This is a genomic window from Ochrobactrum sp. PL_is483 (assembly GCF_055816855.1).
Genome location: NZ_JBVPGS010000040.1, coordinates 571,790 through 585,012 on the forward strand (window position 1 = coordinate 571,790; position 13,223 = coordinate 585,012).

Below are 13,223 nucleotides of genomic sequence, written 5' to 3' on the forward strand. Positions count from 1 at the left end.
TGCAACTTATCCCTTAACGGCACCGGACATCAGGCCACGAACAAAATAGCGGCCAGAAACAATGTAAACGATCAGCGTCGGCAGGGCCGCCAATATGGCACCTGCGAAGTGAACATTGTACTCCTTGACGCCGGTGGAGGAGGAAACGAGATTGTTGAGCGCTACCGTCATCGGTGTTGAATTCGCACCCGAGAAAGAAGCGCCGAACAGAAAGTCGTTCCAGATATTGGTAAACTGCCAGATCACAGACACCACGATGATCGGCCCCGACGACGGCAGCAAAATTCGCCAGAATATCTGGAAGAAGCTCGCCCCATCGATCTGGGCTGCCCGAACCAATTCCGTCGGAAAAGCCTCGTAATAGTTGCGGAAATAAAGCGTCGTGAAACCGATACCATAGACCACATGCACGAGGATCAGCCCCCAGATCGTGCCTGCGATTCCCAGAAAACCAAGTACGCGCGCCATCGGAATGAGCACGATCTGGAACGGAATGAAGCACGACAGTAGCAACAGGCCGAAAAAGATATTCGATCTGCGGAACTGCCATTTCGTCAGCACATAACCGTTTAAAGCGCCGACGATGGTCGAGATCGCAACGGCTGGAACGACCATCAGGATTGAGTTGATGAAGAACGGCTTCAGGCCGGTTGGCTGTACGCCGATCTGCGCCGTCGACCACGCGGACAGCCATGGCTCGATGGTCCATTGCTGCGGCAGATTCAACATGCCGCCCTGACGGATTTCATCAAGGGGTTTGAAGGAGTTGACCAGCATCACATAGAGCGGCAGCAGATAGTAGAATGCAAAGATCAGCAGTGCCGTGTAGATCAGCGCGCGTGTCAGCTTTCCGCTGCTGATGGCATTGTCTTGCGACTGGGCGCTCATGACCGCGACCCTCCGCGAATTTCCGAATAAAGATAGGGAATGATGATCGAGAAGATCATCACCAGCATGATGATTGCCGATGAAGCACCGATACCCATCTGGTTCCGGGTGAATGTATAGGAATACATGAACGTCGCAGGCAATTCTGTAGCCTGACCCGGTCCACCACCGGTCAATGCGATCACCAGATCATAGGCCTTGATCGCCAGATGAGCGAGAACCACGAACGCCGACAGGAAAACCGGGCGCATCAACGGAATGATGATGCGGCGATAGATGGTGCCCGTTGAAGCGCCGTCAATTTGGGCCGCCTTGATGATCTCGTTGTCGACACCGCGCAATCCTGCCAGAAACATCGCCATCACGAACCCGGATGATTGCCACACCGCGGCGATCACCAGACAGTAGATTGCCATCGTATTGCTCTTGATCCAGTTGAACGAGAAACTCTCCCAACCCCATAGATGCATTGTGTTTTCCAGACCAATGCCGGGATCGAGAAACCACTTCCATGCCGTTCCGGTCACGATGAAAGACAATGCCATTGGATAGAGATAAATTGGACGCAGAACACCTTCGCCGCGGATTTTCTGATCAAGTAGGATCGCAAGAGAAAGTCCGATAACCGAGCAGATAATGATATAAAGCGACGCAAAGATTGCCAGATTGGTGATTGCCCGCCACCAATGGGGCAAGGCCCAGAGTTTGGTGTAATTCGCGAGTCCGACAAAGCCATAGGATGGCAGCATTCGGCTGTTAGTGAGCGAGAGAACGCCGGTATAGATGATGAAACCGTAGACGAACACCAGCACTATGAGAAAGCTCGGACCCAGCACCAGCTTTGGCACCAGTTCCTGTAATCGGCTGTTACGCTGCATATTTGCGTCACCCTGTTTGCGCAGTTGGGGCTCTACGTCCCAATATAAGACGCGGCTCCGGACATCAGTTTGATGGGCATTCTGGCGCCTCAGCCAGATATGGGCCGAATGCACCCAAGAAGTTCAATCCGCTGCAATTTCCGATGGAAACATGCAGAGTTTCATCATGCAATTGTTGTTTTGATTTCTGGCTGCAATCGTCGTCACCTTCAAATATGTGGCCAATATCCGAAGTGCTTGAGATACGAGGCGTCCAGAAGGTTTCCTGGACGCCTCTCTGCGGTTATTTCGCAGCTTCGACAGCCGATACCAGTTCCTTGACCGCATCTTCCGAAGAAAGCTGACCGTTGAACTGACGGGTTACGACATCATAGATAGCGTTCTTGACTGCTGCCGGGTTGGCATAGCCATGTGCCATGGAGCCCAGCATCGTGCCCTTTTCACTCGCTTCCTTTTCGTCAGCGATAGCTTTCTTGCCACAAGCATCAAAGTCCGTATCGGGCACATCGGTACGCGCTGGAGCCGATCCCTTCACCACATTGAATGCCGACTGGAAAGCCGGGCTCTCAATCGCCGATGCCATTTCAAGCTGAGCCGGAACCTTGTCTTCCGAGACCTTGAACATAGCAAACATATCGGAATTGAATGTGATTGCGCCCTGCGTACCCGGGTAGCGCATGCAGACAAAGTCTTCACCCGGCTTCTTGCCAGCCTTGATGAACTCGCCCTTGGCCCAGTCGCCCATAAACTGGAGACCGGCCTTGCCTTCGATAACCATCGCCGAAGCAAGATTCCAATCCCGACCGGAGAAATTGTCATCAACATAGGAGCGCAGCTTCGTCATACGATCGAAAGCCTGCTTCATCGTATCACTGCCGAGCGTATCGGGATCAAGGTCGACAAAGGCCTTCTTGTAAAAATCAGTGCCGAAGGAGAGCACGACGGCGTCAAAGATCGTGGCGTCCTGCCATGGCTGCCCGCCATGAGCGACCGGAGTGATCCCCTGTTCCTTGAACTTGTCGAGCAAAGCGATCAATTCGTCCCAATTGGTTGGCTCCTTACCGCCAGCCTTCTCGAGCGCTGCCTTATTGATCCACATCCAGTTTGTGGAGTGAACATTGACGGGAGCCGCGATCCAGTGACCGTCATACTTGGCAAATTCCTGCAAGGGGGCCGGGATAACCTTTTCCCAACCTTCCTTGGTAGCGATCTCATCGAGGTTGCCAAGAGCCCCCTGCTCTGCCCAGTCACGAATGTCGAAGCCGAGCATCTGCACTGCCGTCGGCGCATTGCCCGCCGTAACGCGCGCGCGCAATACCGTCATGGCTTCTGTACCGCCGCCGCCGGCAACCGGCATATCAGTCCAGCTGATGCCCTTTTTTTCAAGGTCCTTCTTGAGAACATCAAGTGCGGCAGCTTCACCGCCGGCCGTCCACCAGTGCAGAACTTCAACATTCTGCTTGTCCTGTGCATTGGCAACAGGCGCCATTCCGGCGAGCAAGGCACAGGCGGCCGTACCCATCGCAGCAAGCTTCAAAAGTTTATGCATGTCTACCTCCCGTAGAAACAAACGAAACTAAAACTATCGGATACTCGGCCAAGCCTCTGCTTATGCGCAATAATCCGCTTCGTCATTCCTATCCGCACCTCCTCGGTGCGGACCAGAAACCGACTGCACCACACAGCCTCTTTCTGTTAGTCACTGCCGCAATATGATGCGAAAGCTCCCGCTTTCACCTGCGCCCCGACCATCCTTTGACGGCGTTTTTCCTGAAATCCTCCACCTCACTCTTACGCCGCCTCGCCCCAATTGACAACGTTGTCTTTTATGAATGCGAAATATCTTCCAGACAAGGTATGGCACGTAGGATAGGCCTCAACCCTCCCAGCCTGTCAATAGTTCCTATCCGACAAAACGGGAGAAGCCCAATCGATTAAAACTGCAAGTAGAGCCAACAGCCTCAAAAACCGTTGGAAAAGAATGGGTTACCCTTTGAAAGACGGCAATCTACATGCTTCTGATGCAGTGAACTTCAAAGGTGGCAGCGGTCGTAGAAATTCCCTCCTCTCCTACTGGACAAGCCATCGACAAGGGCATAAGTTCGCGCCGCTCGCATAATAGTGTGCGGGTTTGTTCTCGGGGCGGGGTGAAACTCCCCACCGGCGGTATGAAGCACAAGCTTTGAGCCCGCGAGCGCCTGATAGGGGTCGATTCGGCTTCAATTCAGGGTCAGCAGATCCGGTGAAATGCCGGAGCCGACGGTTAAAGTCCGGATGGAAGAGAGCAATTGATCGCCAGGATTGTGCCATTTCGGTGCCGTCTAGCGTTCTTTTGTGCGCCCTGATTCTAGTTTCGTGAGGAACCTATGAACCAGAGCTATCCGAACAAGACTTCCTTCAAAATTGCATTCGTTCAGGCTCGTTGGCACGCCGATATTGTCGATGAAGCCCGCAAGAGCTTTATCGAAGAACTGTCCGCAAAGGCCGGCGCCAACGTAGAAGTCGAAATCTTCGATGTTCCCGGAGCCTATGAAATTCCGCTCCACGCCAAAACCTTGGCAAAAACCGGGCAATACGCTGCGATAGTCGGTGCGGCCTTCGTCGTGGATGGTGGTATATACCGGCACGATTTTGTCGCCACTGCGGTTATCAACGGCATGATGCAGGTTGGTCTTGAGACCGAAGTTCCAATTCTCAGCGTTGTCCTGACACCGCATCATTTCCATGAAAGCAAAGAGCATCGTGATTTCTTCCATGCACATTTCAAGGTGAAAGGCGTGGAAGCAGCCCATGCCGCTTTGCAGATTGTCGGCGAACGCAGCCGCATTAACGCGCTCGTATAAGTGCTGGCCTGACCGGCACCTAAAAAGGCCGGTCAGGCTTCACGATAGAATGCGGATGGGTATAAATATCGAAATCATCGCCTCGAACCAACGCAATAAGCGTCAGGCCAGCGTCCTCCGCCGTCCGAATGGCCAGTGCGGTCGGTGCCGAAATGGCGGCCAGAACCGGCACGCCGAATAGCACAGCCTTTTGCACCATCTCCACCGATACACGGCTTGTAATGGCTACAATTCCTATCGCCGGTGTAACATTCGTGCGGGAAACTGCGCCAACAAGTTTGTCGAGCGCATTATGACGTCCGACGTCTTCGCGGACCGCGACGAGTCCGTTTTCCGGTGTATAGAATCCAGCCGCATGGACGGCTCTGGTTTCTGCATTCAGTCGCTGCTCTTCCGCGAGCGACGCTACAGCCGCTCGCACTTCTCCTGCCGTGAACCGCCTTTCCGCATTTTTCAAAACGTTTAGCGGTCGCAACGCATGTTCGATCGAATCTATGCCGCACAACCCACAACCTACGGGTCCCGCCATAAACCTGCGCCTTGCAGCAAGCCGCTGCTCCTGTGGTTCGGCCAGTCTGATCTGTATGTCTATGCCCTTTTCAAAGGCAACAGCCTCAACCGCTTCGATCTCGGAAATATGATCAACGATATTTTCAGTCAGAGTAAAACCGATGGCAAAATCTTCAAGATCGTCCGGCGTCGCCATCATAACGGCCTGTGTCGAGCCATTGTAACTTATAGCCACCGGCACTTCTTCCGGCACTGTGCGCATGCTTTCATTGAAGCCTGACGCGCGATGCGCGAGATACGGCACCTTTCGGCTTGTCGTCTGGATCATCATCTCATTCTCGTCCGTCACGCGTCATGAACCCAACAGTTTCATGTGGCACGAAATCAGCTTTTATGTAAGGTGCCACCAAACAAGCCCCACGGTTCGGGGCAAGCGAGGAAGAGATGGATATTCGGCAGATAGACGACAATTACTCGGTTTCAGGCCAGATCGAACCTGACGACGTGCGCGACATTGCGGCGGAGGGCTTTCGCACAATCATCTGCAATCGGCCCGATCACGAAGGCGGGCCAGATCAGCCCGAGTTCGCCGAGATTGCACGCGTTGCAGAAAAGGCTGGCTTGGCAACCTACTATATCCCGGTTATCGGCGGACAGCTGACGCAGGAAGATGTAGATGCGATGGCAGCAGCACTGGATGAAGCCGAAGGACCAATTCTTGGCTACTGCCGATCGGGTGCACGCTCTACGAATATTTACGGGATCGTACAGCAGCAAAGGCGCGGATAAAGAACGAGCGCAGGCTATGAGGACGGTGAAGCCGCAAAGGCATTTCTACAGTCTTTGCAAACATGGCAATCATCGTCCTGAAAGCCGGGCGCGGCCCGAATGAACGGCGCGCGATGTGTGGGCGCAATATTGACGATAATAGCTCATGCCGGTGCGCGCCACCGTCGCGACAACACCGCCAAGAACGAGCAGCCAGCCAATGGCCTGTGGCCAGTTAAAGCTTTCGATCCCGCCGCTGAGCGCCACGATAAAAATACCCGCCCAGAGCAGAGCAGCCGTGCGACGCCAGAACACCGGATTGAGTTCGTCAAAGACGGCTTTCCACAACGAGTGAACAAGGCAGGCGAAAAAAAGAGCCGCGGCCAGGCCGATATTGAGCAACTCGACCGGAAGCCATTGTTGCGAAGTAAGCATCGTTTCCATCATCCACTTAACCAACATTCGTACGAAGAAACCCGTTACGGATTTATCTTGCGATCCGAGTACTGTTACTGTTCGTCCTATTCAGCTTTCGCTTTGTGGCCGCAACGTGTTACAAGCACGGAAAGCTCCTTCGGATAAATTCACTTATTATTGCGATCACGCGAAATATCGTGTTGAAAACATTGCTCTATTTTAAGTGCCCCGACGGATCAGGCACCTCGCAAGCCCTTCGAGAGATTGAGGAATTTGTGGTTCCACGCTGCTGGTTTTTGGACGCAATGTTGCATGTGCGACCACGCAGGGTAACAGCTTTGTAACAATTCGGCAGAGAAAAACCGCTTCTGGAAGCCCTCCAGAATTCGCAATTATTCACAAGCACACGCTATTAGACAGCTTTTACTTGTTCGCCGCCCTTTTGCGATAAGATTACCGCCGATGGGTCTACGGAAGCTGGTGCATTTGCAGGACGTCCGAACAGAAAACCCTGAACCTGTTCACAACCCTCTTCAATTACCATGCGATGCTGGTCGAAGGTTTCTATCCCTTCTGCCACCACCGGCAGGTCCAGGCTGCGCCCCAGCCCGACGATGGCTCGGACAATGGCTCTCGCACTGACGTCCGTTTCCATGCTGGTAATAAAACTGCGGTCGATCTTGATTTTGTCGAATGGGAAACTTTGAAGATTGCTGAGTGACGAATAGCCGGTACCGAAATCGTCCATAACAACACGGACGCCTGATTTCTTCATGCGGCGCAGCAGTTCAAGTGTCGTCGATCGATCCCTCATCAGAGCGGATTCTGTTATCTCCAATTCCAGTCTCGTCGGATCAAGGCCGGTTTCTGTGATGATCGAGTTGACAGTATCCGGCAGACTTATCAGACGGAACTGCACGGGTGACAGGTTGACCGCGATTGTCAGATGCTTCTCCCATCCGGCAGCTGTGCGGCAAGCTTCACGTAAAACCCACTCGCCCAGAGCGACGATTGCTCCGGTTTCCTCCGCGATAGGAATGAAAACTTCCGGTGGTATCTGACCACGTTCGGGATGGTTCCAGCGAACAAGCGCCTCGTAGCCCGTGCAGCGTCCATCAGCAGTGGCAAACAAAGGTTGATAGGCAATACTGATCTGGCCGCGAAGCATGGCATGGCGCAAATCAGCCTCCATCTGGCGACGTTCGCTTATCTCACGATCCATTTCCGGCGAATAGAACGCTACCATACCGCGCCCTTCCGTCTTCGCTCGATAAAGCGCAACGTCTGCAGCATGCCGGAGGGCTGCTGCATCCTTGCCATCATTCGGATATAGGGCAACACCAATGCTGACACCGACAGCAGTTGGATCGAGTACTGTATTCAGTTCTGACCGGAAAGTTTCCAGTATCTTCTCACTCAGTTTCCGCGCACCTCTGGGCTGGGGTACACCAACCTGCAGAATAATGAACTCGTCACCGCCAATACGTGCGGCCGTATCTATACCGTTGATGCAGCGTTTCAGAATGCTGGAGACCGTCTTCAATACCCGGTCACCTTCGGCATGGCCGAAAATGTCGTTCACAGCCTTGAACCGGTCCAGATCAAGCGCCAGGACGGCGAAAGGTTCGCGATTGCGGCGCGCGACGGCATTCGCAAGCCGTTCCTCGAGAAACACACGATTGGGTAAATCGGTCAGCGCATCATGCCGCGCCATATACTCAATCTGGCGCTGGGCCGTGCGCTTTTCAGTAAGGTCCCGCACAGCAAGCACCTCGCAAGGGCGCCCCTGATACTCAATCGTATGAACCGCCAATTCAAAGATGCGCTCGTCATTTGGGAACCGCGGCGCGGCTTCGATTGCGTCTTGACGGGAAGCACAGACAGGAAGCCCATCAGCCGCCAGCAACAGCTTATCGGGAGCAACACCCAGGAGTGCCTTTTCGCTGCGCCGCATGAGATCGGAAAAACGGTCGTTCATCTCGACTATCCTTCCATCCCTGATAACAGCCAGCCCCTCCAGCGTAGCGTTCGCAAATCCCTTCAAGTCGGTCATGTAACGATCTATGAAGACTGCAACAATCGTCATCAGCGCTGCGATGCATACCACGGTGGCGATGGCCCCGATCAGCCAGACCCGACCGACACCGAGAGGGTCAGCGGCAGGAAGGGCAGGATTTGGAACCAGTTCGGTGGATGCAACCGCTGTGAAATGGAGCGTGCAAACCGCCAATACTCCTCCCAAGGTCGGGAGCAGAATACGCATCCAGCCTGAGGCATTCGTCACGAACCAGAAAGCAGCCAGCAAAAACAGGACCGATATTATGCAGCCGACGATCACTGGCGGGAGATCATAACGAACATCGGCAGCCGCCTTGACTGCATTCATACCCATGAAATGCATCGCTGCTATCGATAGTGTCGCCGAAATGCCCGCAGTCAGGGCGTATTTGAACGTAGTTCCCTTCAGAAAGCGAAGGCTCAACCAAAAGCCGAGGACGGCGATTACAGCCGATAGAACGGTGATGGTGAAATCAAACTCGATTGCGACTGTGCCGGTATAGGCGAGCATGGCTACAAAGTGGGTTGCCCATACGCCCAGTCCTCCCGCGAATGCACTGATTGCAAGCCAATTGTCGCGGCGGCTTTCCGTGCATTCACGCGCACGGGCAAACAACAGGAAAAATGCAAACATGCTTGCAAATGAAATGGATGCAGCCAACACTACAAAAGGCTGATCGTGCTGTACTGTCACGCATTCCAGGACTTTAAACATGTCGCCCCCTGCGCCCGCTTTAGGTGCAGTTCTTATAAAATACAACCAAAATACTGCCGAGACTGCGCTTGGCTTACCGAATAAAAATATCGGCAACTATTTAAGTATTTCTGAATTATCGAATATACCGATTAATGCCCGCCGATGGTGCAGGAGAAATCAGACACGCTTTGCAAAACGCTTCCCGACGCGGGCAAGCAATATCACGGGCAAAATTCCGACCGCTACGATAGCCAGCGCAGCAATAGACGCTTCTTCATAAGTTCCGCGCGCGGCTTCCCCATAAAGATGCGTCGAAAACGTTTCAATGTTAAGCGGCCGCAACAAGAGCGTTGCAGGCAGTTCTTTCACACAGTCAACAAACACGAGCAGGCCAGCCGCTACGATAGCTGTTCTGGATAATGGCAAATGGACTGCAAAAAAAGTCCGAGTGGCTCCACGCCCGAGCGTGCGCGATGCATGGTCCAGCGAGACGGGTATGCGTTCCAGTCCGGAATCTATCCCGCCCGCAGAGATGGCAAGGAATCTGACGACATACGCGTAGACAACCGCTGCACCTGTTCCGATAAGCACCAGCCCGGCAGAGTATCCGAGGAAATGTGATGTGAACTGATTGAAAAGATGATCAAAGCTGCCGGCCACCACCAGAATGCCGATTGCGACAACGGTCCCCGGTGCCGCGTATCCCATTGTCGACAGACGATAAGACCAGCGAGAAACTGTGCTCGGGAAAAGCCGGGCAGCATATGCGACGAGCGTTCCGCAAATCAACACCAGAACCGTTGCCGATGACGCGAGAACCACAGTATTGAGTGCTTCTCCGATCAATCGTGGCGACACTCCGGCGAAGCGCATCCGTTTAATGGCCTCCACGATCAGGTAGATCGCAGGCAGAACGAATCCAATGACAATGGGCAGCGCGCAAAGGCAGAACAACCATGCACCCCGCCCTTTTCCGACCACCAGTGGTTCGAAACCGCGCGAATGGCGGATATTGGAAGCAAAGCGCTGCTTGCGGCGTCCCCAGCGTTCTATTGAAACAAGGGCAACCACCAGAAACAGAAGAGCGAGCGCCAATTGGGAAGCTCCCGGCAAATCCGAGCGCGTTATCCAGGTGGTGTAAATCGAGACGGTTAATGTGCGAATCCCTAGAAATTCGGCAGCGCCTACGTCATTGAGGGTTTCCATCAGGGCAAGACTGACCCCAACCGCCACGGCAGGCCGGGCCAGCGGCAATGCAACACGCCAGAAAATGCCTTTGCGGCTGACTCCCAGAGTTCTTGCCGCTTCGATAAGGCTGGCGGACTGGGTAAGAAACATTGCCCGCGTAGGAATATAGACATAAGGGTAAAGAACGAAGCCCAAAAGGATGATGCAACCGGCCATCGAGCGGATATCGGGCAAGCGGAACTGGCGCGGGCTATCATATCCCAGCACGAAACGAACCGCGCCCTGCACTGGCCCGATTGGATGCAGGATATCAAGATAGGCATAGGCGATAATGTATGTCGGCACAGCCAATGGCAGCAAAAGCGCCCATTCCAGCACACCCCGCCCCCGAAAATCGTAAGCTGTCACCAACCATGCCGCCGATGTTCCAAGAAAAGCCGCTATGATCCCGACCCCGGCGAGCAAAATCACCGTTTCGAGAAAAGCGCTTGGCAAGTTGGTGGCGAACAAATGTGCCCATAAGCCCACAGAGCCTTTTAGGGCTTCCAAAGCGAGGGCGAGAACCGGCAATAAAACCAGAACTGCGACAAGAACCGAGAGCCATAGCCAGCTGCGCCCTGCCCTTGCGGGTTGCAAAACTCGTTTCCGCACGGTGGCAAAGGCTTCCATCGGTCTCTCTATAGTGCAACGCCGGCGCATGGACTGCACCGGCGTTAGTCTCATCAGTTCAATCGGCTTTTAGTTATCAAAACCGACTTTGTCGACCAGTTCGCTTGCCTGTTTGCGATGGCTGACGATTTCAGACAGCGGAACACTGTCGATCTTCAGTTCACCGAAGGATTCCACGATTGGATCAAGCGGCGCGCCCGGCTTGACCGGATATTCGAAATTGGCCTTGGCGTAGATCTGCTGAGCCTCATCGGAGACCAGATATTCGAGCAACTTGACCGCTGCATCCTTGTGCGGAGCGTTCTTTGCAATTGCGGCGCCGCTGATATTGACCTGCGTTCCGCCGTCCTTGAAAGTCGGCAGCAGAACCTTGATGCCCTCGCCCCAGACCTTCTGCTCATCACCGCCCTTGCCTGAACGCATCAGGCCGACATAGTAGGAATTGGCCACAGCGATATCGCAAATACCACCGACAATATCCTTGGCGCCGTCGCGGTCTCCGCCCGCCGCCTTGCGCGCCAGATTATCTTTCAGACCCTTTAGCCATTCCTCGGTCTTTTCCGGGCCATAATGCGCGATGTAATCCGCAAAGAGAGCGGTATTGTAAGGGTGCTGGCCGGCGCGGATGCAGATTTTGCCCTTCCACTTCGGATCGGACAGGTCCTCATAGTTGATCTTGTCAAGCTCAAGGTCCTTCGCGGCATAGACGACGCGAGCGCGCATGGAAAGTGCAAACCAGTTATCCTTCGCATCGCGAAGTTGTTCCGGTACAGCCTCTTTGAGAATCTTGGAGTCGACAGGCTGGGTCAGGCCCTTGTCGACGAGGTCGACCAGGTTACCAGCGTCCACCGTCATAAGTATATCAGCAGGCGAATTCGCGCCCTCGGAGGCCACGCGTTCTGCCAGGCCATCCTTCAGGAAAACTGTATTCACCGTGATTCCGGTGGACGACTTGAAAGCATCGAGCAGCGGCTGGATAAGGCCCGGCTCACGCGTCGTGTAAATGTTCACTTCATCTGCGTGAGCGGCTCCTGCGAACAGCGTTACTGCGACGAGAGCGAGACCAGAACGCGCAAACTTGAACATTTTACCTCCAGATGGATCTGTTTAATTTGTAATTATGAGCGAAGCAATCAAGTTATATGCCAGGGCTTTATTACGGTCAATTACCCCGGTGCTTCGACCGCATATATTTTCTGTCATTTCGTAAAAATCAGCGCCTTATCCCAATGAGGGCATAGAGCAATATTCGTGGCGGATTCCGGGAGCTGCCGTTCCGTACGTACGATCAGACGCTGTGTTGTGCCGCTTACTCTCACGGCCAGCTCTTCGCTTTCACCGAGAAATGTGCGTGACTCGATATAACCGCGCATTGAAGCTTTGCCGACTTCACCGTCAGTCAGAATCGTAAAATCGCGGGGACGCAGATAGGCAAAAGCTTCGATATTTGGTTCAAACTGTCCTACTATGGCAACAGGCCCAAAGGAAGTGACCAGTTCGCCCCCCTGGATCTTTCCCGGTATTATATTGAAATCACAGAAAAATTCTGCCGCATAACGATTAGTCGGCTGGTCGTGCAATTCGCGGGCGGGCCCGTCCTGAACTATTTCTCCGGATCGCATCAACACAACCCGATCTCCTGTAGAAAGCGCCTCCTCGGCTTCGTGCGTTACGATGATCGCCGTCGTGCCGAGTTCCCTCAATAAAGCCACCGTCTCGCGGCGGACCCGGGCGCGCAAGCCTCTATCGAGGTTCGAAAATGGCTCGTCCATCAGCAGAAGGTCTGGTTTCGGCGCAAGGGCCCGGATAAGGGCAACGCGCTGCTGTTCGCCTCCTGACAACATATGCGGATAGCGATCCGCCATATGCGAGAGTGAGACCAGTTCCAAAAGCTCTTTTGCCCGCGCATTCGCCTCATCACGCGACATTTTTCGCAAGCCGAAGAGAATATTTTCTTTGACTGACAAATGCGGAAACAGAGCGTAATCCTGAAAGACCACACCAACATTTCGCGCTTCCGGCTCAATAAAGACGGACGGGCCGACAAGCGTCTTGCCGCCCATGGTGAGCGTTCCACTGTTCGGAACATCGATGCCCGCGATAATGCGCAACAGGGAAGTCTTGCCACAACCGGAATGGCCCACCAGACAAATTATCTCGCCCGCCTGGACATCAAGCGACACATCATTGAGCGCACGCACCGCGCCAAATTGACGGCTGATGCCGGATAGCGTCAGCGCCGGACCGGAATGTCCGGAAAACTGTCGTTCGTTATGCAGGTTGCGTGCGTCCATCAGCCAGATCGCG

Annotated in this window: 11 protein-coding genes and 1 riboswitch; of the genes, 2 read left to right on the top strand and 9 right to left on the bottom strand. The window is 54.0% G+C overall.

Going from position 1 to position 13,223, the window contains the following annotated elements; all coding sequences use genetic code 11:
* Positions 1–6: 6 nt before the first annotated feature.
* The 3 genes from AC0TNJ_RS20965 to AC0TNJ_RS20975 all read right to left on the bottom strand — a co-directional run bounded on the left by AC0TNJ_RS20965 (position 7) and on the right by AC0TNJ_RS20975 (position 3,315).
* Positions 7–888, bottom strand: a complete 882-nt coding sequence (locus AC0TNJ_RS20965; RefSeq protein WP_473772303.1) for a carbohydrate ABC transporter permease — start codon at positions 886–888, stop codon at positions 7–9.
* Positions 885–1,766 (bottom strand): carbohydrate ABC transporter permease, encoded by an 882-nt coding sequence (locus tag AC0TNJ_RS20970; RefSeq protein WP_473768478.1) that lies wholly within the window; start codon positions 1,764–1,766, stop codon positions 885–887. Before AC0TNJ_RS20970 ends, AC0TNJ_RS20965 begins: the two co-directional genes overlap by 4 nt.
* Positions 1,767–2,049: 283 nt before the next feature.
* Entirely contained in the window at positions 2,050–3,315 is a 1,266-nt protein-coding gene (locus AC0TNJ_RS20975) for an ABC transporter substrate-binding protein (RefSeq protein ID WP_122001895.1), read from the bottom strand.
* A gap of 580 nt (positions 3,316–3,895) precedes the next feature.
* A riboswitch (FMN riboswitch) is annotated at positions 3,896–4,056 on the top strand.
* A gap of 76 nt (positions 4,057–4,132) precedes the next feature.
* Between AC0TNJ_RS20975 and AC0TNJ_RS20980 the strand changes: the two genes are divergently transcribed.
* Entirely contained in the window at positions 4,133–4,609 is a 477-nt protein-coding gene (locus AC0TNJ_RS20980) for a 6,7-dimethyl-8-ribityllumazine synthase (RefSeq protein WP_473772304.1), read from the top strand.
* A 19-nt stretch (positions 4,610–4,628) separates the two neighbouring features.
* On the opposite strand, the gene fdhD is transcribed toward AC0TNJ_RS20980, so the two are convergent.
* Positions 4,629–5,450, bottom strand: coding sequence for a formate dehydrogenase accessory sulfurtransferase FdhD (fdhD, locus tag AC0TNJ_RS20985; RefSeq protein WP_473772427.1), 822 nt, complete (start codon positions 5,448–5,450; stop codon positions 4,629–4,631).
* 113 nt (positions 5,451–5,563) lie between these two features.
* Here fdhD and AC0TNJ_RS20990 point away from each other — a divergent pair, with 113 nt between their 5' ends.
* Positions 5,564–5,908 carry a protein tyrosine phosphatase family protein gene (locus AC0TNJ_RS20990; protein WP_473768476.1) on the top strand — a complete coding sequence of 115 codons (345 nt, stop codon included), beginning with the start codon at positions 5,564–5,566 and terminating at the stop codon, positions 5,906–5,908.
* Between the two features lie 69 nt (positions 5,909–5,977).
* Here AC0TNJ_RS20990 and AC0TNJ_RS20995 read toward each other — a convergent pair whose 3' ends face one another.
* The 5 genes from AC0TNJ_RS20995 to AC0TNJ_RS21015 form a co-directional block, all read right to left on the bottom strand.
* Positions 5,978–6,322, bottom strand: a complete 345-nt coding sequence (locus AC0TNJ_RS20995) for a hypothetical protein (RefSeq protein ID WP_122001899.1) — start codon at positions 6,320–6,322, stop codon at positions 5,978–5,980.
* Between the two features lie 394 nt (positions 6,323–6,716).
* Positions 6,717–9,077, bottom strand: a complete 2,361-nt coding sequence (locus AC0TNJ_RS21000; protein WP_473772428.1) for a bifunctional diguanylate cyclase/phosphodiesterase — start codon at positions 9,075–9,077, stop codon at positions 6,717–6,719.
* A gap of 159 nt (positions 9,078–9,236) precedes the next feature.
* Complete coding sequence (locus AC0TNJ_RS21005; protein WP_473772305.1) at positions 9,237–10,916, bottom strand: ABC transporter permease; 1,680 nt, start codon at positions 10,914–10,916, stop codon at positions 9,237–9,239.
* Between the two features lie 69 nt (positions 10,917–10,985).
* Positions 10,986–12,002 carry a Fe(3+) ABC transporter substrate-binding protein gene (locus tag AC0TNJ_RS21010; RefSeq protein WP_473768473.1) on the bottom strand — a complete coding sequence of 339 codons (1,017 nt, stop codon included), beginning with the start codon at positions 12,000–12,002 and terminating at the stop codon, positions 10,986–10,988.
* Between the two features lie 113 nt (positions 12,003–12,115).
* Complete coding sequence (locus AC0TNJ_RS21015) at positions 12,116–13,210, bottom strand: ABC transporter ATP-binding protein (RefSeq protein ID WP_473772306.1); 1,095 nt, start codon at positions 13,208–13,210, stop codon at positions 12,116–12,118.
* Positions 13,211–13,223: the final 13 nt, after the last annotated feature.

Bases quoted from the DNA above. Each gene is read 5' to 3' on its own strand.
- AC0TNJ_RS20965 (WP_473772303.1), bottom strand. From the start codon at position 888: ATGAGCGCCCAGTCGCAAGACAATGCCATCAGCAGCGGAAAGCTGACA.
- fdhD (WP_473772427.1), bottom strand. From the start codon at position 5,450: ATGATGATCCAGACGACAAGCCGAAAGGTGCCGTATCTCGCGCATCGC.
- AC0TNJ_RS20970 (WP_473768478.1), bottom strand. From the start codon at position 1,766: ATGCAGCGTAACAGCCGATTACAGGAACTGGTGCCAAAGCTGGTGCTG.
- AC0TNJ_RS21010 (WP_473768473.1), bottom strand. From the start codon at position 12,002: ATGTTCAAGTTTGCGCGTTCTGGTCTCGCTCTCGTCGCAGTAACGCTG.
- AC0TNJ_RS20995 (WP_122001899.1), bottom strand. From the start codon at position 6,322: ATGCTTACTTCGCAACAATGGCTTCCGGTCGAGTTGCTCAATATCGGC.
- AC0TNJ_RS21015 (WP_473772306.1), bottom strand. From the start codon at position 13,210: ATGGACGCACGCAACCTGCATAACGAACGACAGTTTTCCGGACATTCC.
- AC0TNJ_RS20980 (WP_473772304.1), top strand. From the start codon at position 4,133: ATGAACCAGAGCTATCCGAACAAGACTTCCTTCAAAATTGCATTCGTT.
- AC0TNJ_RS20975 (WP_122001895.1), bottom strand. From the start codon at position 3,315: ATGCATAAACTTTTGAAGCTTGCTGCGATGGGTACGGCCGCCTGTGCC.
- AC0TNJ_RS21000 (WP_473772428.1), bottom strand. From the start codon at position 9,077: ATGTTTAAAGTCCTGGAATGCGTGACAGTACAGCACGATCAGCCTTTT.
- AC0TNJ_RS21005 (WP_473772305.1), bottom strand. From the start codon at position 10,916: ATGGAAGCCTTTGCCACCGTGCGGAAACGAGTTTTGCAACCCGCAAGG.
- AC0TNJ_RS20990 (WP_473768476.1), top strand. From the start codon at position 5,564: ATGGATATTCGGCAGATAGACGACAATTACTCGGTTTCAGGCCAGATC.